Origin of the sequence: Puia dinghuensis (assembly GCF_014642875.1) — a bacterium.
GTDB lineage: Bacteria > Bacteroidota > Bacteroidia > Chitinophagales > Chitinophagaceae > Puia > Puia dinghuensis.
This window is the reverse complement of sequence record NZ_BMJC01000004.1, coordinates 583,247-607,263: the sequence shown is the minus strand read 5'-3', so window position 1 is coordinate 607,263 and position 24,017 is coordinate 583,247. Positions and strand designations below refer to the sequence as shown.

Genomic DNA, 24,017 nt, shown 5'->3' with positions numbered 1-24,017 from the left:
TTTTGTGGCACAAAACTAGAAACCCCATATCCCATGATTATCGCCGAAGTATAACAATTGTATCACAACCGGTTTCGGGTGGTTTCGGATGCTATTTTTTACCCAATTTTGAGCTCTTCGAATAATCGAACCGATGAAGAATGTACTGATCATAGAAGACGATAGCCAGATCATTGAGCTGCTGACGATACATCTCACCGACCTGGCATGCAAGGTGACAAGTGTGCGCAACGGCCGGGATGGCCTGGATATGGCGTTAAAAGGAGGCTTCGACCTCCTCATCCTCGACCTGATGTTACCCGGCATCAATGGCATGGAAATATGCCGGCGCCTGCGCCATTCCGGCAACCCTACCCCTATCCTCATCCTGTCAGCAAAATCGGAAGAGATCGACAAGGTGCTGGGACTCGAGACGGGTGCTGACGACTATTTGACAAAGCCTTTCAGCGTCAGGGAATTCATCGCCAGGGTAAGAGTCATCTTTCGACGTGGGGACGACGCCAAAGAGCAACATCCAGGATATGTCAAACCACAAATGCAATATGGCGCCCTGCTGATCGACATCGATATGCGGAAGGTGACGCTCAATAGCGCAAGGATCGACCTGTCACCAAAGGAATTCGATCTCCTGACCCTTCTGGCTTCCAGCCCTGGAAAGAGTTATAGCAGAAAGCAATTGCTGAATCTCATCTGGGGCTACGATTTCGATGGGTATGAACATACGGTCAATTCGCATATCAATCGCCTCAGAGGCAAAATAGAGGCCGATATCTCCCACCCTCAATATATCCTCACCACCTGGGGTGTTGGGTACCGCTTCAACGAAGAATTATAAAATACACACAGATGCCGCTCAGCTCGATCAAAAACAACATGTTATTCTGGAAGATCACAACCGTCTTTACTTCCCTGTTGATCGTCCTGGGCATTACCTATGTAGTTATCGCCTCCTGGATGTCCAAGAGAAATTTCAACGCCATCAATGAGCAGCTCTACGGCGATGTCGCCGCCCATCTTACCCGGATGACGAAACCACTCAAGGACGGGAAGCCCGATACCGCCGTGACACACGACATCATCCATTCCATCATGGTGATCAACCCCAGTGTCGAGGTCTATCTGCTCGACACCACCGGGAAGATCATCGATTTCGTCGTACCGGACAAGTCGGTAAAGACTTCCCGGGTTGATCTCGCACCGATAGAACAATACCTTAAAGACGGCGCCTACACCTATGTCACGGGTGACAACCCGAAGAACCCCGGTGAAAAGACCATTTTCTCTGCAGCGCCGATCTTCGACCAAGGCCGGCTCGAAGGCTATGTTTACGCCATCCTCGCAAGCGAAAAACAAGCCAGCATATCCGCGGCGCTCAACCGGCATTTCCTCCACAGCCTGGGTACGGTTCTTTTTTACGCAACCCTCCTCGTGGCCTTCCTCGTCGGTACCATCACCTTCTTCCTCATCACCGACAGTATCTGCAAGATATCAGCCATCGTAATGCGCTTCAAGGACGGTGATCATAAAGCCAGGATCCAGGGATACGCAAAGGGGAATTTGGGAGTACTGACGTCTACTTTCAACGAAATGGCGGACACCATCGTCAGCAACATGAACAAGCTCACGGAGATGGACAGATTGAGGCAAGAACTCATCGCCAATGTCTCGCACGATCTCCGGAGTCCACTCGCCATCACCCAGGGATATGTCGAGACCCTGGTTATAAAAGGAGACACGCTCTCCAATGAGGAAAGAAAGCGCTATCTCTCGATCGTAATGAGCAGCCTGAAAAAACTGTCCCATCTTGTCGAACAGCTGTTCGAATATTCCAAACTGGAGGCCAACCAGGTACAGCCCATGAAAGAGGCCTTCCTGCTCACTGAACTCGTCTCGGATATCCTGATGAAATATGATATCCTGGCAAAAAAGAAAGGCATCAGTTTTTCCGCTGAGGCCCGGGAAGATCTTCCGCCGGTGTTCGCCGACATCGCCCTGGTGGAAAGGGCTATTCAAAACCTTATCGACAACGCCTTGAAATTTACTCCGGAAGGTGGAAAGATCACGATCACGCTGCAAGACCGCGGCTCTGCTCTGGAGATTGCCATTGCCGACACGGGCATAGGCATACCGCTGAACGACCAACTATACATCTTCGACAGATACAAGAAATTCCCGGCCCATGAGATGAGGAATGCGGAAGGCTCCGGACTGGGCCTTGCCATCGTCAAAAAAATCATCGAACTCCACCACGCTACCATCAATGTAAAGAGTGCTCCCGGTATGGGAACGACCTTCTGGTTCCAATTGCCGATAAACGCCTGAAGCCCGGATTCCACGGCAATGCGCAACGTCGTGTGAGACATTTGTTATACATCTGTTATACTTCCGCGACGACAAGGGGATAAAGTAAGACGACCTTTACGGCATGAAACAACTTCTTACCACACTTCTTGTGTCCATAACCTTTCTGGCCGGCGTATCCGCCCAGTCTGCAGATGCCCGAAAAAAACAATTCAATCTCGACAAATCAGGGCTGGCCATCGAGGGATACGACCCCGTGGCCTATTTCACCAACGGCAAACCCGTCGAGGGGAGAAAAGACATTACCCTCGAATACCAGGGCGTGATGTATCGCTTTGCTTCTCCCGGCAACAGAGATGCCTTTAAAGCAAATCCCGGCAGATATGAACCTCAATATGGCGGCTGGTGTGCCTACGCGATGGGGGCCAGCGGGGACAAAGTTAGTGTTGATCCTGAAACCTTCAAGATCATCGACGGAAAGCTGTACCTCTTCTATAATAAATTCTTCAACAACACCTTGAAGTCCTGGAATAAGGACGAAGCTCACCTGAAAGCCAACGCCGATAAGAACTGGATGAAATTCTCGCAATAATAAAAACTTCAAAAATGAAAAAAGCACTATTTGCCCTCGCCTTTACTTTTGCCTCCTTTGTAAGCGTCAAAGCTCAAAAACAAGAGGTCTTTGCGCCTAACGGAAAAGCCCTCAACGGTTATGATGCTGTTGCCTTCTTCAAACAAGCCAAACCCGTCATGGGCGCCGACAACCTTTCCTATACCTATAAGGATGTCAAATGGTTGTTTTCCACGCGTACGAATTTAGACGCCTTCAAGGCAGACCCGGAACATTACTGTCCTCAATACGGCGGTTACTGTGCATATGGGATGGCCGAAGGACATAAAGCGCCCACCCAGCCCGAAACATGGACCGTCATCAACGATAAGCTCTACTTCAATTACAATTTGAAAGTAAAATCAATGTGGAAAAAGGATCAGCCAGCCAATATCGTAAAGGCGGACAAGAACTGGCCTGAATTAAAGGATAAACAATAATTCCCCATCAAAATGACACCTCAGCAAACAGCTATCGGGCTTTGGATCCTAAGGGGGCTCGCCGCCGTGATCATGCTCCAGACCCTGTTCTTCAAATTCACCGCGGCGCCGGAGTCCGTCTATATCTTTTCTACTCTCGGAATGGAACCCTGGGGCCGTATTGGCATCGGCATCGGAGAACTCATCGCGTCGATATTGATCCTCATCCCGGCTACCACCGCATTCGGCGCTTTAATCGGTGTAGGGTTGATGAGCGGCGCCATCTTCTTCCACCTGACAAAATTAGGCATCGTGGTGCAAGATGATTCCGGTCAGTTGTTCATCTACGCGGTGCTGGTTTTCATCAGTTGCAGCATCCTCGCCTGGTCTCGCAGATACCAGGTTTTCCATCTGTTTCAAAAGAACAAAACCCACTTTTTATGAATCCACGTCTGACCGAGTCCGTACAGGAATTATTGCTCCAACTGGAAGACATGCTGGATGGACTCACCGACGACGAATATACAGCCAGGTTAGCAGTACTCTCCAATGCCTCGCTCGGCCAGCATACCCGGCATATTATAGAATTCTTCGTCGAACTGTTCCTTGGCTATGAAACCGGTGTCGTCAACTACGACCAGCGGAAGCGTGATCTCCGCATTGAGACGAGCCGGAGCTATGCCCGGATCCTTCTCGAGGGGATTGCCACCATGCTGGACTATGAAGACAAGCCCTTGACGCTTTCAGTATCCTTTGGGTCGTCGGAGACCGCTCCGGATAATGTGCCTACCAATTTCCACAGGGAGCTGGTCTATAATCTCGAACATACCGTACATCATATGGCCTTGTTGCGGATTGGGATTGACAAAGTTTCCCAACTGTCGCTGTCGCCAGCCTTTGGCGTGGCCATGTCTACGATCAAATACAGGAAAGCATGTGCACGGTAACCTTCATCCCGGCCGCGGGCGGCTTCTACCTTACTTCCAACCGGGACGAAAGCAGATCCCGCTCGGTGGCTATTGAACCACAGATCTATTCCGCCGGAGGGGACGAACTAATCTATCCCAAAGATCCTGACGCCGGCGGCAGCTGGATCGTGCTCAAGGACAAAGGCGTCGCGGGGGTGTTGCTCAACGGAGCATTTGTAAGACATCTCCGTATCCTACCCTACCGGGCAAGCAGAGGCGTCATCTTATTGGAGATCATGCGGGCGCCGGACCCGTTACAGCAGTTCAGGCAAATGGACCTCAAGGGTATCGAGCCGTTTACCCTGGTGTTGTATTCCACCGGGAAGCTGTGGGACTGCCGATGGGATGGTTCCCGAAAACACTCCATGGCTTTGAACACGGCCAAACCCCATATCTGGTCTTCCGCCACGCTTTATGACGACCGTACCGCGAAGGCCAGAGAACAGTGGTTCGAGGGCTGGCTACGCACAACCGATCGGATCGCGCCCGACGATGTTCTCGGCTTCCACCGGACGGCCGGTAACGGCGATGTCCGGAACAGCCTTGTCATGAACAGGGACGGCCGCACATTCACCGTAAGCGTCACTTCCATTGTTATGACGGACGAAGACTCCCGGATGATCCATAGCGATCTCCGTAGCGGCCAGGATTCCGTCGCGACATTCGGCCGTAGTTGCGATCGCCTGCGTCCGCCAAAACGAACTGGCTGGTCCTTTAGCCGGTTCTGGACACGATTGACACATTGGGAATACTGGCCGACTCATGTCGTATACGGTCCGATCTACCCCTATTGGTTCTGGCTTAGCCTCAAGGCCAGATCGTTCTTCTTCTTTAATGCCGCTAATCCCCGTATTGAATATGCCGGCTTCACCCATGAAAGAAAAAGCGAGATCTACAACCAGATACCCGGCAAATATTACCCCCGCACCCAGCTGTGCCTGAGAGGCACCGACTGGGCTATTCTGAAAAAGCAATTGGAAAGCAGGAGTTTCACCTTTCCGCTGATCGCCAAACCCGATATAGGCGAACGCGGAACCCAGGTAAGTCTCGTAAAGACAACCGACGAGCTGGAAGCCTACTGCCGTTCGAGTCCGGTCGACTTCCTGGTGCAGGAATATATTCCTTATGATAATGAAGTAGGCATCTTTTACGCAAGGATACCGGGCGAGCCGAAAGGTTTTATCACCAGCATCGTCGGAAAAGAGTTGCTTGCGGTCACCGGCGATGGCCGTTCTACCATCCGTACATTGCTCAGACAGACACCCCGCTTCCATTTACAACTCCCGGTGCTGGCCCAACACTATGGTGATCTTCTCGAAACAGTTCTTCCCAAAGGCATTTCGCATACCCTCGTTCCTTACGGAAACCACTGTCGCGGGGCAAAGTTCTTCGACTGGACAGATCGGATCACACCTGAACTAACGGACATGATCGACAGCGTGTGCCGGCAGATCCCGGATTTCTATTATGGTCGGCTGGATATCAGATTCGCCGATTGGGGTAGTCTTCTACAGGGAAGGAAGTTCTCCATCATCGAGCTCAATGGCGCCGGGAGCGAACCGACACATATCTATGATCCCGATCATTCCCTGTTCTTTGCATGGAAAGAGATCATCCGTCACTGGCGCCTGCTCTATACCATCAGCCTGATAAATGCAAGGCGGAACAAGATCTCCCTGATGAAGACCTCAGCGGGATTGAAGATGTTAAAGGATCACGCCCGTTATATGAAATTGTTAAACCGATGATGAAAGAAAAGATTATGTTGTTTTGCTGGGCCATGGCGATCAGTTTCGTCGGCACCTTGCCCTTGGGCACTTTGAATCTAAGTGTAGCCAATTATGCATTCAGACATGACGCATCAGGCGCTATCGGTTTTTCGGTGGCAGCCATATCCGTGGAGATGCTGCTGGTTCGAGTGGCGCTGGTAGCTATCAAGCGGCTGGAAAGACTGACCAATTTCTTTCGCGTTTTCGGTATCCTCACCAGTATTATCCTGTTAATCCTGGCTTTCAACAGTCTTGTCGCCGCCTGGCAAATGCAGACCTTTCGCGCCGGCCTCCCCTTCACGCTGCTCAACCCGATGATCTCAGGATTCCTGCTTAGTCTGACCAATCCGTTACACCTCCCCTTCTGGCTGGGGTGGACCGCATTTTTGCGATCGAAAAAGATCCTGACTGACCGGTCCGGATCGTACAACCTTTATATAATCGCTATCGGCGCCGGGACAAGCGCTGCTTTTTGCATCTATGGGCTGGCCGGCGGCTATCTTATCCAACTATTGGGTAGCAAGCAGGTGCTGCTCAATTGGATCGTTGGCATTGCTCTGCTGATCACGGCAGTCGGCCAGATGCGCAACACCTTCTTTAAAAAATGGAAGCCTGCTGTCGCCTATGATTCCAATGACCAATAACCGTCTCTTGGTGATCCTGATGCTGATGCTTTCCGCATCGGGTCTGCATGCGCAGTGTGAATGTATCCCGCGCCAGAAGACGCCACCGGCGGATAGCACCATCGTCCTCTACGGCACCCACAAAGTGATACCTGACATATACAAAGCCCCCATACTTTTGGCCTTAAGCCATTTCCCCGAGCTGCGGGATACCCGCATTCGGTTTCGGGTTCGTCATGCACAAAGCCCGCTCACCACCAATCGGGACTGGAGATATTATTTCGCTCATTTCGGCCTCGGGCGCCGGGCTTTTGTGGTTACCATCAGCGACAGCACCACCACGAAGCTCTCGCCTATCCTGTTTGGCCGGCTCCCCTTCGATGCCAAAGTGGGCGTAGCCGGACATGAATTGAGTCATGTCAGCGACTTCCGGCATAAGAACCTGTTTGGATGGTTGCGGCTTGGGGCCGGGCATTTGTCGAGCCGTTATGTCGACAGGCTGGAATTTGCAACGGATAGTCTCTGCATCGCGCATGGGCTAGGATATTCCCTGTTAGCCTGGAGTTGCTTCGTCCGGAGTGCTTTTGGGCTCCAGCCATCGGCGCAAGCGGGCAATAGTAAATTGCTCTTCAAAGGAAGGGAAAGGTATATGAATCCGTCTACTATATTGTTGCGGCTCAAAAACGGAAACACGCCGAACTGAGGGGAAGATCCGCTCGTTAGGCAGCGATTTTCGTGTACTTGCCGGCAAAACGGTTACGCTAACCGAAAAGCCCTCGCGACCTGCTGCGTAGGTTGTTAATTTAGCGACATGATAACTATAATCGCAGCCGTTTTGCTTTTACTGACCGTGACGCTAGGTATGGGCGGTGGCCTTTACGAAATACTGGTTATATACCCTGGCTGGGAACATAATGTAGATCCGCTTACCTTGCGGGCCAAGCTGCAATCATCCGGGCAAATCCTTGCCGCCAAACGTTTTTGGCCGATTGCTTCGCCGGCACAAGTTTTACTGTCAGTTATCAATATCCCCCTAGCCTGGAATCATACTGGCGGGGCGCACGTTTACTTGCTGGCAGGGGCAGTGGCTGTTTTTATCAACCGGGTGATCACCTTTAGCTATTTTATCCCGGTTATGATCCGTAAGATCATGCAGCCCGAAACCATCGAAGCGGCACGCCTGCAAGGCATTGTAAAAAAATGGACTGCCTTAAGCCCGCTCCGTTTGGTTTTCGAACTTTTCGCCTGGATCATGCTTGTTGTGGCGCTGATGCATATCTAGCAGAAGGGTTTATAAGAAAAGGGACTAACTTTATCCCTTTGAACTAACACCTGCTGCAATATGAAGAAAATCCTTGCTGCCATTATAATTTACAGTCTGTTTCCTACACTTACCAATGCACAAATTGAAAAAGCTGCCATAGACTTAAACAATCTTCAGGCGCCTCAACCCCATTACCTCCCGGAATATATATTCGATAGCACTACAGATGCAACCCGCTGGCTGGATGAAAAACATGGCCTGAAGGTTTCCTTTGCATCCACTGACCGGCATTATTTCAGGACGGAGGTTCCTGACGTAAAGGAGACAACCACCTGGCAGGCAGTAGGATGGAAAGGAGAACGTTTAAACGCACTCGTCCTGGTCTGGTCGCCGGATACCCTGGAACAGGTGCGGTTTATCATCCATGACCTGGTCAACTCAAGAGGCCCGGTGATGGATAAAAAAAATATTCAAATGAATATGGTACGATATGTAGTGTCAAACTATCCCTATAATACACCCAATGCTACCTGCGATGTTTCTCCCTATAAAAAAGCTTACCTGATGCCTGATCGATTCGAGGCATTTGAGCAATTTGCCGTACCCGGGCGTACTGTCCGGCCGGTATGGATCTCCATTGACATCCCTTCCGCTATCGTACCGGGTGTTTATAATGGGAACCTCGAAGTACGATGCAAAAACTACAATGCCCTTTTACATATAAGTGTAAAAGTGCAGCAAGAGCAACTACCCGCACCACATGAATGGAAGTACAGGCTCGACCTTTGGCAAAATCCGTGGGTAGTTGCCTGGTACAATCATGTGCGGCCCTGGTCGGAGGAGCATAAAATGCTGCTGAAAAAACATCTGGCATTGTATGCAGGGGCTGGTGGAAAATATATCACCACGTATGCTGTTCATTCCCCATGGGCCGATAATTCTTATATGATCGAAGAGACCATGATCCAATGGATTAGAAAGAAGGACAGTTCATGGAAATTCGACTACCATATTTTTGATGAGTATGTCCGACTGGCAATGGAAGCTGGTATAGATAAAGCCATTACTATTTATACGCCGGTTCCCTGGGGCAACCGTTTCCGCTACCTTGATGAAACGACAGGTGACTATATGTATGAAGAATGGGCGCCCGGGTCCGAAGCCTTCAAAAAGGCCTGGAATGCATTTCTAAGTCATCTGCAAATACACCTGCAAAAGCAGGGGTGGTTGGATAAAACATATCTCGGCATAAATGAGAATACGATGGAACAAACACTTGCAGCCATCCGGGTCATCAGGGCGCACTCAAAAAAGTGGAAGATAACCTATGCAGGGGACTGGCATCCGGAATTGGATACTTTGCTGAATGATTATTGCTTTCTCTATGGCAAGGAGCCGGATGTAAATGCAGTGAAAGGAAGAGCCGCAAGAGGTTTCACTTCGACATATTACATCTGTTGCAATCCTCCAAAACCAAACGATTTTGTTTTCTCTCCACCGGTAGAAGGCAGGTGGCTGAGCTGGTATGCCGCGGCTCATGGGTATAACGGATTTTTGCGCTGGGCCTATGACGCATGGCCGGCAGACCCTTCCCGTGATGCGCGACATGCAATATGGCCGGCTGGTGACTGCTTCCTGGTTTATCCCGGCGGCAACAGCTGCATCCGCTTTGAAAAATTAAGAGAAGGGATCGTTGATTATGAGAAGATCAGGATATTAAAAGAGAAGGCATCTGCATCGCCGGATAAAAAGATCAAAAACCTGATAAAAGAATTGAACGACCATTTGCAAACATTCCTCCTTGAACATGATTTCAATACGGAAAAAATAATAGCTGATATGGATAAGAGTAAAAAAATAATGGAGGAACTCAGCGATGAGCTGGCGAGGTAAATTATGAAAAGTAAGTCTTCAATAACAATATTCGTCTGCATCCTGATATTGAATACCGTTAAGGCCAGCACCGGCTTGTTCTGCACGGAATACGACGACTATATTTTGACACATCAATTAACTCCCTTTGGCCCCATTCCTACTGCCCTTGATCCGAATGGAGTATATCCTTATCTTAGTTTTTGCGAGACTTCGAACAGGCCGGTATTGAAAAAATATCATTTTATTGTATTGGAAAACGACCTGGTTAAGATTACTATCTGCCCTGACCTGGGCGGAAAAGTATTTTCACTGATCCATAAACCTTCGGGGCGGGAAGTTTTATATGTGCCCGGAATTATCCGGTATACCAGGATTTTACCAAGGTTTTATTTTGTGGCAGGTGGTATTGAAGTGAGCTTCCCTATTTCACATTCACCTTCTCAGAACGAAAAGGTCCTTTATCAGATCGACCGAACCCCTCAGCGGATCTATGTCACCTGTGGCGAAAGGGAGTTGAGGTTTGGTATGCAATGGTCAGTAGAATATTCCCTGGGCAAGGAAGATTCTTTTTTATCCCAACGCGTAGTCTTTTATAACCCCGGTAGTTCATCCTACCCATGGATGTCCTGGTCCAATGCTGCCCTGCCTTCTGCTGCGGATACGAAGTTTGATTTTCCAAAAGGCAACGTTTTATCCCATGCTTCGTCTGTGGATACGATAGATTGGGAAAGGAAGGGACCTAAGACTGAATCAGATATAAAAGAAATGACGGGCTATTTCTGGAAAACAAAGGATGTGAACGCATTCGGGGCCTTTACTCCTTCTATAGGAACGGGTTTATACCATATTGCGGATTCAACTATCGCGGGCGGCATCAAATTATGGAGCTATGGGGTCGGAGATGACAGTGCCTGGGCTGTTTTGAGTACAGCACGACATCAAACTTATTTGGAGATACAGGGTGGACCATTGAGTGACCAGTCGGTCAAGGCGGAGCTGCGACCCGGCGAAACAAAATGGCACCTGGAATACTGGATTCCGTCTGACAAACCGTTGGACATTTATTCTTTGAAAATTCCGGTTGTTCATTTAAGGCCGCTCAGAGCAGTTCCGCTTTTTCAATGGGCAAGGGCTGCAGAAATAAGGATTTGGAAAGATCTCTCAAACGCCTATAGGTTGAAAACCAAATTGCCGGAGCCTCCGGCTATTGACCAAAATTGTTGGGCCCCTTCCGGCATGGAAAACCTCGATTCGGCATTTCTGTGGGCCATGCATAATAGTAAACCTGAAAATAATGAACTATGGCGTTTTTACTATGGAACCTGGCTGGCGGGTCGTAATGCAGCGGATGATGCTATAAAAGTTCTTTCAAAAAGCAATCTGGGTATTGCTAAGGTAATGCTGGCGAGACTATTCCGGTTGAAAGGGAATAACACGGCAGCAGTGGGGGCGATTGAATCTGTCAGGGAGCCGTGGCTGCAAGAACATCCCCAGGTAGTAGTCGAAAGGGATAAGTTGCTTCGCAGTCTGGGTCCACAGACCCTCTCTCAGCGGGAACAATGGTTGTCGGCGGTAGATGCCTTGAAAGACGAGTGGATCATCGAAAGGAAGGTTCAGCTTCTCATCGATAAGGGCGAAGCTCAGCAGGCGAAAGATCTGCTCTTATCCGTGCCCTTCCAGAAAGTGCATCAAACGTATACTCGTACAGGGCTTTGGCAGCAAATAACAGATAAATTGCATATTCCCTTCCTTCCCATTCCCACATCACTGGGTGAAGACAGGCTGGCTCATTTCGGAGCGTACAGAGAGTATGAATAAATTTCTAAGCCATAGCAGGAACCGGAACCGGAGCTCTCGTGATTATACCGGGCTCGCTGACCATATCTGTTTCGCGGAGATCAAAATTACTTAATGCCGGATGCGACAGCACTGATTGAACGAGGGGACTTGCCTTAAATGTGTTCAGCGCTTCGTCGCTGTCAAAAAGATATACAGCACCGGCTTCTTTTTTTTCTTCATCTATCAGCCATATTTTCCATTGGCAGCCCGGCACGGCAGCAAAATCGCCTGCAACGGCAAGTAGCAATTGCCTGAACTCAGCGTGGGATAAGCTGTAACTGTATTTCGTGATTAAAATTTTCTGTTTCATCGTTATCGTTTTTGTGAGTAATCAATGAAGGGTTAGCAAAAGCATTATTCGGCAAGCCGGCGATGGCTCGCCTTGTGCGGCATTGGCCTGCCTCCCTGCGCATCTTATTTCGAACTCAGGTCGGGTCTGAAGAATAGTATTTCGGACCATCCATGATCGGTATATTTGCTTATGCCCTCCATAAACTCTCCATACGAACCCTTTCCGTTTGCCGTCTCATACCTGTCCTTAAATGGCGCCCGGAATCCTTTCTCTCTTTCCTTTAACCCTTGTTTGTATCTGTAGACTAATAGATATTGCACAGGCCCGGATGCGCTGGTGGAATAGACCGCGACTGTCTGGTTGCCGGCGGCCCATGCCTTTTTGGCCATTTTTAACTGGTTCTCTACCTGATCGCCCATGCCTGGTTTTGGGAAAACATGCGTGATAGCGATCTTATCAGCATAATCCGTCAGTTGGACCGTACTCAATTCTTCTTCGAACACGCCATACTGGGCCGAAAACCTGTCGGTAAGATACACCGAAACATTTTTGTTCCAGTCTTCCATATGCTCAGTACCCAGATCGCCCCTCTTGTCGATCTGCTCCCAACTGTTAGGACCTTCGGTGATCATGAATCCGCCGGCATCAGGCCCGGATTGGATTTGCCAGACCCGCCATTTCCAGTCGCCTGTATGATATTTCTGGGCATGGGCGGTAAGGGCCTTTTCGAACTCTCCGATCTTATCCATTTTCGGGAAAACCCTTTCGGACCTAACGACATTTTTAACCTGGCCGAATCCTGCAAAAGGAATGAAGAGCCATAAAGCAAAAAGCTTTCTCATGGTTTTAAGTTTTTAAAAAATGAAGAAAAAAATGCAGTTTGGATAAGATCGGTATCTTCGATACCCTGCTACGTTAGAAGGATCTCTGGCAGAGGGAAGCAGTAAAGGTATGGAGAGGCAGGTTTTACACTAATGAGATGCAAAGTAAGGGTTATTTTAAAATTATACAAATATTTAATATGATTAGCCCCGTGCCGCGATTTTGATCAAGTTGCCATGAGGAGAAAGATGAAACGTCGATCAACAGGATGTGAGTTATGAGCGACATTCGGATAATATTGCGAAAACTAAGAACCGCTGGAGGTCAGCGGGTTGAAGAGAGTGTAGCGCTAACGCGGCAATTATCTAACCGTTTACTACCCGATTTCCTGATTTTTAGTAGTTTACCTGAATTGTCTTGATTCTCGCAGCTGCCAATTTTTCATTGATTATCATTCTAATATGCATAAATTCGAAGCCAAGTTTGACAGGTAGGCTCAGTTAAAGTAAATTGACTTCGGAATGGAAGGATTTTTTCAAAAAATTATTGATGTTCTGAATAGTTGCGAGATTCCCTATATGTTGTCGGGGAGTGTTGCCATGAGTCTATATATTGTTCCCCGAGCTACACAGGATTTTGATTTCGTCGTCCATTTGAGGCCGCAGGATATCGATCGTTTTGTGGAAAATTTCAAAGAGGGATATTATTGTGATAAAGATGCCATTGAAGATGCAGTGCAAAACAGAAGAATGTTTAACATTATTGACCACGCCACTGGCTTTAAAGCAGATTTTGTTGTCTTGAAAAATGAACCATTCCGACAAAACGAATTCACTCGAAGAATTCCAATGGAATTCTTTGGAAAAACAATTTATGTTGTTTCCCCGGAAGATCTTATTATCTCCAAATTGATTTGGATCCAAGAACTGCAGTCAGCGATTCAAATGGCGGACATTAGAAATCTTGTTGCATCTGACAATCTTGACTGGGAATATATCAATTTATGGATGGGAATACTGAAATTAAATACGTTTGATCTTTTAAATCATGAATGACACTCCACAAAATATAAAAGACCTCCAGTTAAAAATTTGGCTTTCGAAACCTCCAATGGAGAGGCTCAGGCAAATGATGGAAAACAATGCTATGCTACATCAATTCTGGTCTAAGGCACAAAGACATAATAGCCACGATAAAAGACCTTCTGCTCAAACTCCTGATAAGTCTTAATTAACTCGCATGGGGTATTTTAAGCATTGTACCCTTTTATTTTGAAGCACATTTATAAATAAGCAAAATAATAAAGGCAGCAATCAATATTTGATTTATGATGAGATCATATCTTCTCGTTGGGAGTAGATGATCCGGATATTGTATACCCCACTTTCCTGAGTTCGCAAATTCAAGTAACATTCCTGGCGTCACCGGAATACGTTTAACTCTTTCATTTGGTGGCCTAAAAATTGATCCGCCAATATTGTTCCCTTCTTCAGAGTGATGAAAGTACCAACGATAAGCCGAGATGTCGACATCATAATCTTTAGAAAATTTGCCTATTAAATCCACGAAATCATCTCCATCACATCCTAAATCATTAACTATATCACTGCTTTCAAGCACCTCATCTTCACTGCAACCAGTTTGAGTCTCTACAAATTTTAATATTTCAGCGAGTTGATACATAAAAGAGGTTGGTTATCGGGTTGCTCCCTTCTGCTTTTCAAATCGCTTCTTCCAAGATTCAAGATCAAGAGCTGTTTCCTCGCTTTCATCGTCGAAGATGATCCAACAACCACATTGTTCAGATAACACCTTCAATTGCTGAAGTTCTTCTTGCGTAACCATGTGCCTGTAATAGTGACTTTTAACGCCATTTAAAATTTCCCATAGCTCATATTCCAACCCATCCATCCAGCCAGCTTTGAATTAGAGTAACTTATAAAACTGAAAGGATTCACCAAAAAAACAAAACCCACTGTTGTTCAGCGGGTTGAAGTGAAGTGTAGTCCCGACAGGAATCGAACCTGTATCAAAAGTTTAGGAAACTTCTATTCTATCCATTGAACTACGGGACCGGCTTGCTTTCGGAGGCCGCGGCGGGCGCTGCATCGGGGGAGAGCGGCGCGGCGGGGCGGACCACCGAGGGAGTGGCAAGGGTCGCAAAAATAAGGCATTTTTTTTTAGCTAGCGGGAAATCCTTACTTTGACGAACCTAATATGAGATGTAATATGAACCGATTGATCCTGCCAGACTTATGCCGGCGACTGTTGGGGCGTGCCGGGTTGCGATTGCTGGGGCGTGCCGGGCTGCGGCTGCCTGTACTTGTGGGGCTGCGGCTGATGGTGCTTGCTGCACCGCTGCTGCTGGCGATGGGCGCCCGCTCGCAGGGACCGCATTTCAGCCACCAGACCATCTTCGTGACGGATCTGGACCGGAGCGCGAATTTTTATGAGAAAGTGATGGAACTGAAGCGCATCCCCGAGCCCTTCCACGATGGCAAGCATGTGTGGTTCAGGCTCTCCGAACACGGCCAGCTGCATGTCGTCTCCGGCGCAACCGCCGACGTCCCCCACGATATCAATATTCACTTAGCCTTTAGCGTCCCTTCAGTAGAGGCATTTGCCAAACACCTCGACGCAGCTAACGTGAAATATGGCAACTGGGCACAGAACAGCACGACACCCCAGGTGCGCCCCGACAAAGTAAAACAGATCTATCTGCAAGACCCCGACGGGTACTGGATCGAAGTGAATGACGATAAATTTTGATGGCCGGGTTGCATAGTCCTATCTTTGCGGACTATGAAGTTTTATAATCTTGTCATCAAATATCGCCTCCCGATTGCCCTCGCTTTCCTGATAATCGGCATCGCCGCCAACGTCTATGCCGGTTTCTGGCCAGCCTTCCTCCCCTATCTCATCGCCCTGATCCTGCTGTTTGGATATTTCTTTTTCGGTCCGCTACGGCTGATCCAGGAACACATGGAATCCGGCGACATGGAAGCAGCCGAGAAAGTCCTCGACTCCGTCAGATTCCCCAACCTTCTCTATAAACCCATCCGCTCGGTCTACTATACCCTGAAAGGCAATATCGCCATGATGAAACAGGACTTTGCCGGCGCCGAGAAGAACATGAAGAAGGGACTCGATCTGGGCATGCCCATGAAAGAGGCGGAAGGCGCCAGCCTGCTGCAGATGGGGATGCTCGCCATGCAAAAGAACGATCTCAAACAGGGTGAAAGCTATATCCGCCAGGCCATCCGCAAAGGTCTCCCCGACAAGGAAAACCAGGCCGCAGCGTTCCTGCAGCTTTGCTCCATCTATATGACCAAGCGGGAGTTCCGCGCCGCCAAGGATTTCTTCCGCAGAGCAAAGGCGCTGAAGCCTACCACCCCGCAGATCGTGGATCAGATCAAACAGATCGAAAAGTATATCTCCCGCATCCCGGGGTAAGGATGGCGAGTCCGCATTCCTGGTTAAGGGTGGCAAATGGGGTGAGTCCCGCATCCTGCCGTAGGAGCCGGGGGTAAGAAGCAATCGAGGTAGGGGGAAGAGGGTTTAGGGGCGTGGCCGGAAGGGAAGGGGTTGGGAAACCCGGCCTTACTTAATTCTTTACTGTCTTGCTGCCGGTGGTCACACAATCCACCATATGCCGTAGCGTGCGAAGAGAGAGGCTGTTCTTCTCCAGGAAATCAAAACTGCCGTATTGCAGAAATATCTCCTTAGTATTCAGCCCTTTCTGGCTGGAGAACAAAATTACGTACACATTCGGATCGATGTCCCGAACCCGCTGTAGGGTGTCGAGGCCATTCATTTGCCCGTCCAGGTTATAATCCAGAACGATGACGGAAGGATGCTTATCCAACTCGGAAATACAGGATTCCCCATTGGTGTAAAAATGAATGTTGGAGCTAAGCGTTTCCAGTTCCTTAGCGATAAGGTTTTGATAAATGACGTTATCTTCAACCACGAAGATGACAGGTTGCTGATTAAATTCCATGATTAGTTTGCTGTAGTGCAGCATTTATCATGGAAAATGGTGCCAGAAAAAACCACCACGCATCTATTTGATTATCAACACCTAAATCGGTTGAGGAACCGAATTGTCTTCTCATTTTGGGAAAACCGAGGTGCGGATGGGAATCATTTTATCACCTCCAGCTGCAGCTGTCCAATGCATTCCTGGATCACGGAATCGATGGTCGCCACCAGGGATGGTACCTGGTCGAGAGACTCTTTCTGCCGGGCATTGGTCTCCACCGCACGGATCTCCTGCCGGATGGATTTGATACCCATCGAATCGATGGTAGATTTCAGCTTGTGAGCCGTCTTACCCACCTGCTCCCAATTTTCTTCCTCCAGCGCCCTTTTAAGGTCCTGCAAATTCTGCGGCACCGTCTCAATAAAAAGAGCGACCATTTTCCTTATAAAACCTTCGTCACCACCCGACACGGATTGCACCATCGAGAGGTCGTATAATCTCGCATTCCCAGCTGTCATATTACTACTATTACTATTGTTGTTATTATGGGCAAAAGCGGCAGCAATCGTTGAAGCAGACCCGACAGGGTTCTGAAGACGGGTCAAATTTCGGGAAATCACCCGAAACAGCCTCGCCTCATCAAAAGGCTTGGCCAGATAATCAGTCATCCCCGCGGCGAGGTATTTCTCACTATCCCCTTTCAGGGCATTAGCGGTCAAGGCGATGATGGGGATGTTCGATAAGACGGGGTCGGGTAGTTTCCGAATGCGCTGCGTAGCTTCTATCCCATCCATCTCCGGCATCTGTACATCCATCAGGATGCAGTCGAAGGAGCTCTTGTCCAACGCCTCCAGTGCCTCCCGGCCATTGTTGACGATCTCCACCTCAAAATCCCATGATTCAAGGATGTGCCGGGCCAGATATTGATTCAACTCCACATCTTCCGCGACCAGTACTTTTCGAGGTCCAAGGCTCTTGTAATCTATTTCCTGACTTGCTTCATTTTCCTGCATAGCTTCAATGCTTATAAGATAGGGGACGCGTATTGTAAAGGCCGATCCCTTGCCCTCTTCACTTTGCACCAGCAGTTCGCCATTCTGCATTTCGATCATGTTCTTGCAGATGGTCAACCCAAGACCAGTGCCGCCATATTTACGGGAGATGGTAGCATCCGCCTGTTCAAAAGGCTCGAATATAGTTCTTAGTTGTTCTTTCCCTATTCCTATCCCGGTATCCTGAACGGTGATCTCGACGATGACTTCCTCTTCATTGTGTTCCCTGATGAGGGTGTAAATAGTGATATGCCCCTCATTCGTGAACTTCAGCGCATTGCTCAGGATATTGTTAAGCACCTGGCTTAGCCGGTAGGGGTCACCTTCCACCACCAGGTCTGCAGGGATCGAATTCTGAAAGATGAGGCCCAGCTCTTTTTCTTCTGCCCGGTAGATGAATGACTGGATCGTCGTTGCTATCTTATCCACAATCTTGAAGGGGATGCGTTCGAGCTGTAATTTTCCCGCCACTATCTTCTCCAGATCGAGGATATCATTGACGATGACAAGCAGGTTGTTTGCCGATTCCTGGATCAACTGAAGATAGTTGCGCTGCTGTGGATCGAGCCGGGTCTTGTTCAACAGGCTGGCAATCCCGAGGATACCGTTCATAGGCGTCCTGATCTCATGGCTCATATGAGCCAAAAACGATTCTTTCGCCTTGGCAATCTCGTCGGTGAGCTGCTTGGTAAGCCGCAGTTCGCGCTCCATCTTGATCCTATCCGTAATATCCTGGGAGAAACCAATGACGTACGGCTCTGACCCGGGCTCTTCCTTTCTATAGTTCTTATATAGCAGGTAGATCTCCTCACCCGTCTTGCTCAACACACAGAATTCTCCGCTAACGGCATTCACCGACTCGCGGATCGCTTTCAGGTATTCGGCTTCAAACTTGGGACGATGTTTCTCCGGGACAAATTCGGCAATACTGCGGCCCAGCATTTCGGATGATTCATACCCCAATACCTTGCAGGTGGCCGGATTGACGGTTAGCAACTTTCCACCCATATCATGGGTACAGATAAGCGCCTGGCTATGGTTGAACAGATCACGGTATCTTTTTTCGCTGACCCTTACCTTTTCCTCGAATTCCTTTGTTTCCGTAATGCGCACCGCATAGATGATCACCTGCTGCAACTGGCCAGATTCATCAAAGACGGGATATACCCGGTGCATGAAATGCTGTACCACGCCTTCGGCATCCATGGCCGACTCCGCCCATTCAACCACCCTGCGGGTGCGCCTTGCTTTTTCGAAGACCATCCGTCTTGCCCTTGCCTGGGCGGCGGGACGGCCAGAGTACTGGCAAAACTCCTCGTTGGTCTTCCCGATCATCCATTCACGGAGATGCTGATCCGGTACGGCGCTTGGATTGGCGTACAGATACCGGTATTCCGCATCCGCTACAATGATCTCGGCGGGAACCAGACTGAGGATATCCTCAAAAAAGTGGCCTTGTAATGCCATAGCCGTTTATTTCATCTTCAGATCGCCGTTCTGGATCATTCGATAAAGGGTAGACTTACCGACATCCAGCTTTTTAGCCACAAGCAGCACATCCTTTTCATATTTATCCAGATAATGCTGCAGGATCTGTATCTCAAACTCCTTAAGAGTCATTTCCTTATTCAATAGATCGGCGATGCTTGCCGAAGTGTTTAGGGTGATGTGTTCGGCCTGGATCATCTCTTCATCCGCCATGACGACAGCCAGTTCGACAACGGACTTCAATTCCCGCACATTGCCCGGAAAAGGATATTGCAACAGTTTCTGCTGCGCTTCCGGGGAAAGGGTCCGCTTATCCAGCTTGTTCTCCTTGCAGAACCCGTCGATAAAATGCTTGGAAAGGATAAGGATGTCGTTCCCCCTTTCCCGTAAAGGCGGCAGGGAGATTGGCAGACCGATCAACCGGTAGTATAGGTCTTCACGGAAATTCTTGTTTTTTACCTCTTCCAACAGGTTTTTATGGGTAGCCACGATGATCCGGGCATCGATCTTGGTCACGCCATTACTCCCGATGCGAGTGATCTCCTTCTCCTGGAGCACGCGCAGCAGCTTTGCCTGCAGGTTGATGTCCAACTCCCCGATCTCGTCAAGGAAGAGAGTGCCCTTGTCCGCCTCTTCGAATTTTCCGATCCGCCGGGTGACCGCTCCCGTAAAGGCTCCTTTTTCATGACCGAAAAGCTCGCTCTCGATCAGATCTCTGGGAATGGCGGCCACGTTGACGGCCACAAAGGGCATCTTATGGCGTTCGGAATTATAGTGTATCGCCTTGGCAATCATTTCCTTACCCGATCCGGTCTCGCCGGTGATGGAAACGGTGATATTCGTTTTGGAAGCCTTTTCGATCATGGAGAAGACCTTCTGGATCTGATCGCTCTTCCCCAGGATCATCTGCGAGAAATCATATTTCCGGCCCACCTGGCTTTTCAGCGTTTCTACTTCCTGCTTCAGGCTGCTGATCTCCCGGAGGTGCAGAATGCTGTTCCAGAGGCGGTCTTTTGTGTCATCATCCTTTACAATGTAATCGAAGGCTCCGTTTTTCAACAAATTGATAGCAGTGGCCACATCTTCCTGCCCTGAAATGACAATGACCCGAATATCCGGGTTGTGCTCCTTTATCTTCTTCAACACCTCGGCACCATCACAGTCCGGCAGCGAATAGTCGAGAGTCACCACTTCGGGGTTCTCGTGCAGCGCGGCAAAAAAATCGCGGGGGGATTCGAATCGTTTGACCTCATATTCGGGATTGAGGGAGAGATAATGCTGAAGCATAGAGCCATACCAGACATCATCTTCAACGATAAAGACCTTAAAGGAATGATGGTTTTTCATAACTGCGTTTGTCTTAGGATAAGAATCTAAACGTGAAAACGACGAATTTATTCCCATATTAAGACATTTTCCAATTTATTCTTATTCTTTTCGACGAATAAAGACTATTTGATACGGTGTTAAGTGCAAATACTTAGTCCTATGAACCATCCCTGCGGGATTGGAAACATCGTTACCTTTGAAAATATGTCGCTAAACCGGGAAAGACTCCGCCATCATTTCGAGGAGGAATACCAGAAATTAAATGAGCAACAACGGATGGCTGTGGACACCACGGAAGGCCCCGTTATGGTCATTGCCGGACCCGGAACGGGCAAAACGCAGATCCTGGCGGCGCGCATCGGCAAGATCCTGCTGGAAACAGATGCAACCCCCAGCAATATTCTCTGTCTTACCTATACGGATGCCGGCACCATTGCCATGCGCCGGAGGCTGCTGTCCTTTATCGGGGCGGATGCCTATAAGGTGAACATTCATACCTTTCACTCTTTTTGCAACGATATCATCCAGGATAACCTCCCCCTGTTTGAAAAAACGGCGCTGGATGCCATTTCCGACCTCGAACGGATACAGCTTTTCAAGACGCTGATCGATGGATTCCCAAAGAATCACCCCTTAAAGCGCTATCGTGGGGATGTCTATTACGAGATGGGCAACCTGCAAAGCCTCTTCTCCACGATGAAAAGAGAAGGCTGGACCCCCGCTTTTATCAACGGGAAGATAGAGGAGTACCTGGCCGATCTGCCCAACCGCGAAGAATATATCGCCAAAAGGGCCACCAAAGAATTTAAAAAGGGTGATGTCCGCACCGACAAGATCGAAGAGGAAAAAGAACGGATGAACAAGCTGAGAGCCGCCGTGAACGAATTTGACAATTTCCAGGAGCTGATGCGGCGGCATAACCGCTATGACTTCGACGATATGATCAATTGGGTGATCAAGGCTTTTGAGGGGAACAAGGCCTTGCTTTTGACCTACCAGGAACGCTATCAGTATATCCTGGTGGACGAATACCAGGATACCAGCGGGACGCAGAACCGGCTCGTGAGTCTCCTGATCACCTATTGGGAGCAGCCCAATGTTTTTGTGGTCGGTGACGACGATCAAAGCATCTACCGCTTCCAGGGAGCCAACGTCGAGAATATGCTGGACTTCGCCCACCAGTATCAAAAAGACCTGCTCACCGTCGTCCTGACCAATAACTACCGGAGCACCCAGCCCATCCTGGATATCTCCCGGGCGTTGATAGAGAAGAACGAAGAACGCCTTGTCCGGCAGCTGCCCGGCCTTTCGAAACAGCTGATAGCCAGCCATCCCCGCACGGGCAAGCTGCAACATCCGGCAAGGCTGCTTGAATACCTGAGTCCCCGGCAGGAGATGACGGGTATTACGCTGCAGGTGGAAAATCTCATCGCCAATGGAGTTGCACCCGGCCACATCGCCGTCATCTATAAGGAGAACAAGTACGGGGAGGAGTTGGCGCGCTTCTTTCAACTGAAGAATATCCCGGTCTATAGTAAACGTAATATCGATCTGCTGACTGTTCCGCTGGCACAGCAGATACTGCTGATGCTCCGGTATCTCGCGGCCGAGCATGATACCCCATATGGGGGTGATGAGATGCTGTTCGAGATGCTACATTTTCAATTCTGGGGTGTCGCCCCGATGGAGATCGCCAAACTATCCATTGAAGTGGCCGACCGGCAATTTGGCGATCAGCGGACTTCTATCCGGCGGTTGCTGTATGAAAAGGCCAACCGGCCCGCCCGCGATCTCTTTGATGCAGGGCTGCCTGAAGGGCTTACAAAAGCAAGCCGGGTCATCGAAAAACTGGTGGCTGATGTGGCGAATGTTACCCTTCAGACGCTGTTCGAGAACTGCATCCGCGAAACCGGCATCCTGAAGGCTGTCCTTTCCTCACCGGATAAGGTAGGCCAGATGCAGGTGCTAACGGCGCTGTTCGATTTTGTCAAGGAAGAGACCCGGCGGAATCCGGATCTTACCCTGGAGCAGCTGATCCAGGTGATCGATCTGATGAAGGACAATGATCTTACCCTCCCCCTGGTGAAAGTCTCCGGTAGCGAGCAGGCCGTCAACCTGCTCACCGCCCATGGCTCCAAGGGGCTGGAATTCGAATATGTATTCTTTGCCGGCGCCAACGCCTCCACCTGGGAAAAGAAACGGCGGCCGGGTACCGGCTATAAATACCCGGACACGCTGTTTACTACTATGACGGGGGGTGGGGCCAACGGAGATGAGGAACTGCGGCGTCTTTTTTATGTGGCCCTGACAAGGGTGGAGCAGCATCTGACTATTTCCTATTCCCGTTACCGGGACGATGGCAAAGAACTGGAGCCCTCCGTTTTCCTTGCCGAGATTATGGACAGCCAAACCCTGGCCTTTGAAAAGGTGATCATTCCGGCCGATGAGCAGGCGGATTTCGACGCCTTACCCTTTAGCGATGCCATCGCTCCGCAGATAGAAGCGGGAGAGGATGATCTGATCAGCAGGTTATTGGAAAAGTTTGTCATGAATGTGACGGCGCTAAACAATTATCTGAATTGCCCGCTGGAATTCTATTATCGCAACCTCATCCGCATCCCTTCCCCCAAGAATGAGGCCACGGAGTTTGGCAGCGCCGTGCACTTTGCCCTGCAGCGGCTCTTCGAGAAGATGAAACAGCATGTCGCGGAGCAATTCCCCTCCAAACTGGAGATGCTGACAGATTTTGAATGGTATATGCGCCGTCACCGGGAGATCTTTACAAAAGAAGCGTTTGCCCGGCGGATGGAATATGGGCTCGAGGTGCTGGCCAATTATTATGATAAATACCTCCATTCGTGGAATAAGGTCGTTTCGGTGGAGAGGAATATCCGCAACGTCATTGTCAGGGGAGTGCCGCTAAAGGGCAAGCTGGACAAACTGGAATTCCAGGGTAAGGAGGTGAACGTTGTCGACTATAAGACGGGGGACGTGGATAAGGCCACAGACAAGTTGAAACCGCCCAGCGCCAAGGACCCTAACGGAGGGGATTACTGGCGGCAAGGCGTCTTTTATAAGATACTGGTCGATAGCTATGAGCAAAAAGACTGGAAGGTGGCCAGTACAGAGTTCGATTTTGTGGAGCCCGACAAGAAAAAGGAATACCGGAAAGTGAAGATCGTCATCACCCCGGAGGATATCACCACCGTCACGCAACAGATTATGCAGACCTGGGAGAAGATTCAGCGCCGTGAGTTCTACACGGGTTGCGGCAAGCCCGACTGCCACTGGTGCAATTTTGTGAAGACCAATAATTTAGCTGTCGCTTTACATGAGATCGGGGAGGAAGAAGAGGATTAATAATAACGTTTTGTTACAAGGTAA

General features: G+C 49.2%; 22 protein-coding genes and 1 tRNA gene. 16 read left to right on the top strand and 7 right to left on the bottom strand.

Features of this window, described 5'->3' with window-relative positions:
• Positions 1-133 precede the first annotated feature (133 nt).
• From IEY39_RS20445 to IEY39_RS20390, 12 genes are all read left to right on the top strand, one after another.
• A complete protein-coding gene (locus IEY39_RS20445) occupies positions 134-835 on the top strand; it encodes a response regulator transcription factor (protein WP_188935066.1) in 702 nt (233 codons plus the stop codon).
• A gap of 11 nt (positions 836-846) precedes the next feature.
• A complete protein-coding gene (locus IEY39_RS20440) occupies positions 847-2,322 on the top strand; it encodes a sensor histidine kinase (protein WP_188935065.1) in 1,476 nt (491 codons plus the stop codon).
• Between the two features lie 103 nt (positions 2,323-2,425).
• The gene (locus IEY39_RS20435) at positions 2,426-2,893 is read left to right on the top strand and encodes a YHS domain-containing (seleno)protein (RefSeq protein WP_188935063.1); all 468 of its coding nucleotides are present in this window, start codon (positions 2,426-2,428) and stop codon (positions 2,891-2,893) included.
• A 14-nt stretch (positions 2,894-2,907) separates the two neighbouring features.
• Positions 2,908-3,351, top strand: a complete 444-nt coding sequence (locus IEY39_RS20430; RefSeq protein ID WP_188935061.1) for a YHS domain-containing (seleno)protein — start codon at positions 2,908-2,910, stop codon at positions 3,349-3,351.
• A gap of 12 nt (positions 3,352-3,363) precedes the next feature.
• A complete protein-coding gene (locus IEY39_RS20425; protein WP_188935059.1) occupies positions 3,364-3,774 on the top strand; it encodes a DoxX family protein in 411 nt (136 codons plus the stop codon).
• Positions 3,771-4,277, top strand: a complete 507-nt coding sequence (locus IEY39_RS20420) for a DinB family protein (protein ID WP_188935057.1) — start codon at positions 3,771-3,773, stop codon at positions 4,275-4,277. Before IEY39_RS20425 ends, IEY39_RS20420 begins: the two co-directional genes overlap by 4 nt.
• The gene (locus IEY39_RS20415; protein WP_188935055.1) at positions 4,265-6,046 is read left to right on the top strand and encodes an NRDE family protein; all 1,782 of its coding nucleotides are present in this window, start codon (positions 4,265-4,267) and stop codon (positions 6,044-6,046) included. Before IEY39_RS20420 ends, IEY39_RS20415 begins: the two co-directional genes overlap by 13 nt.
• Positions 6,043-6,711, top strand: a complete 669-nt coding sequence (locus IEY39_RS20410) for a LysE family transporter (protein ID WP_188935053.1) — start codon at positions 6,043-6,045, stop codon at positions 6,709-6,711. The genes IEY39_RS20415 and IEY39_RS20410 overlap by 4 nt, the downstream gene beginning before the upstream one ends.
• On the top strand, positions 6,701-7,393 hold the full coding sequence (locus tag IEY39_RS20405) for a hypothetical protein (RefSeq protein ID WP_188935052.1): 693 nt from the start codon (positions 6,701-6,703) through the stop codon (positions 7,391-7,393). The genes IEY39_RS20410 and IEY39_RS20405 overlap by 11 nt, the downstream gene beginning before the upstream one ends.
• A gap of 108 nt (positions 7,394-7,501) precedes the next feature.
• On the top strand, positions 7,502-7,972 hold the full coding sequence (locus IEY39_RS20400) for a hypothetical protein (RefSeq protein ID WP_188935050.1): 471 nt from the start codon (positions 7,502-7,504) through the stop codon (positions 7,970-7,972).
• 60 nt (positions 7,973-8,032) lie between these two features.
• Positions 8,033-9,847, top strand: coding sequence for a DUF4091 domain-containing protein (locus IEY39_RS20395; RefSeq protein ID WP_188935048.1), 1,815 nt, complete (start codon positions 8,033-8,035; stop codon positions 9,845-9,847).
• Between the two features lie 3 nt (positions 9,848-9,850).
• Complete coding sequence (locus IEY39_RS20390; RefSeq protein ID WP_188935046.1) at positions 9,851-11,647, top strand: DUF5107 domain-containing protein; 1,797 nt, start codon at positions 9,851-9,853, stop codon at positions 11,645-11,647.
• A 4-nt stretch (positions 11,648-11,651) separates the two neighbouring features.
• On the opposite strand, the gene IEY39_RS20385 is transcribed toward IEY39_RS20390, so the two are convergent.
• Both IEY39_RS20385 and IEY39_RS20380 read right to left on the bottom strand, forming a co-directional pair.
• Positions 11,652-11,978 carry a YdhR family protein gene (locus IEY39_RS20385; protein WP_188935044.1) on the bottom strand — a complete coding sequence of 109 codons (327 nt, stop codon included), beginning with the start codon at positions 11,976-11,978 and terminating at the stop codon, positions 11,652-11,654.
• Between the two features lie 104 nt (positions 11,979-12,082).
• Positions 12,083-12,802, bottom strand: a complete 720-nt coding sequence (locus tag IEY39_RS20380) for a hypothetical protein (RefSeq protein ID WP_188935042.1) — start codon at positions 12,800-12,802, stop codon at positions 12,083-12,085.
• A 501-nt stretch (positions 12,803-13,303) separates the two neighbouring features.
• Between IEY39_RS20380 and IEY39_RS20375 the strand changes: the two genes are divergently transcribed.
• Positions 13,304-13,837, top strand: coding sequence for a DUF6036 family nucleotidyltransferase (locus IEY39_RS20375; protein WP_188935040.1), 534 nt, complete (start codon positions 13,304-13,306; stop codon positions 13,835-13,837).
• Positions 13,838-14,048: 211 nt separating this feature from the next.
• Here IEY39_RS20375 and IEY39_RS20370 read toward each other — a convergent pair whose 3' ends face one another.
• Positions 14,049-14,465: a DUF1493 family protein gene (locus IEY39_RS20370; RefSeq protein WP_188935038.1), complete on the bottom strand. Its 417-nt coding sequence runs from the start codon at positions 14,463-14,465 to the stop codon at positions 14,049-14,051.
• Between the two features lie 320 nt (positions 14,466-14,785).
• Positions 14,786-14,857: transfer RNA gene (locus IEY39_RS20365), tRNA-Arg, on the bottom strand.
• A gap of 154 nt (positions 14,858-15,011) precedes the next feature.
• Here IEY39_RS20365 and IEY39_RS20360 point away from each other — a divergent pair.
• Complete coding sequence (locus tag IEY39_RS20360) at positions 15,012-15,551, top strand: VOC family protein (protein ID WP_229689007.1); 540 nt, start codon at positions 15,012-15,014, stop codon at positions 15,549-15,551.
• A gap of 33 nt (positions 15,552-15,584) precedes the next feature.
• Positions 15,585-16,235: a tetratricopeptide repeat protein gene (locus IEY39_RS20355; RefSeq protein WP_188935036.1), complete on the top strand. Its 651-nt coding sequence runs from the start codon at positions 15,585-15,587 to the stop codon at positions 16,233-16,235.
• A 151-nt stretch (positions 16,236-16,386) separates the two neighbouring features.
• Here IEY39_RS20355 and IEY39_RS20350 read toward each other — a convergent pair whose 3' ends face one another.
• The 3 genes from IEY39_RS20350 to IEY39_RS20340 all read right to left on the bottom strand — a co-directional run bounded on the left by IEY39_RS20350 (position 16,387) and on the right by IEY39_RS20340 (position 20,651).
• Positions 16,387-16,782, bottom strand: coding sequence for a response regulator (locus IEY39_RS20350; protein ID WP_188935034.1), 396 nt, complete (start codon positions 16,780-16,782; stop codon positions 16,387-16,389).
• 143 nt (positions 16,783-16,925) lie between these two features.
• Positions 16,926-19,283, bottom strand: a complete 2,358-nt coding sequence (locus tag IEY39_RS20345) for a PAS domain S-box protein (RefSeq protein ID WP_188935032.1) — start codon at positions 19,281-19,283, stop codon at positions 16,926-16,928.
• Between the two features lie 6 nt (positions 19,284-19,289).
• Positions 19,290-20,651 carry a sigma-54-dependent transcriptional regulator gene (locus IEY39_RS20340; protein WP_188935030.1) on the bottom strand — a complete coding sequence of 454 codons (1,362 nt, stop codon included), beginning with the start codon at positions 20,649-20,651 and terminating at the stop codon, positions 19,290-19,292.
• A gap of 141 nt (positions 20,652-20,792) precedes the next feature.
• On the opposite strand from IEY39_RS20340, the gene IEY39_RS20335 reads away from it, so the two are divergent.
• Positions 20,793-23,993: an ATP-dependent helicase gene (locus IEY39_RS20335; RefSeq protein ID WP_229689006.1), complete on the top strand. Its 3,201-nt coding sequence runs from the start codon at positions 20,793-20,795 to the stop codon at positions 23,991-23,993.
• The last annotated feature ends 24 nt before the right edge of the window (positions 23,994-24,017 follow it).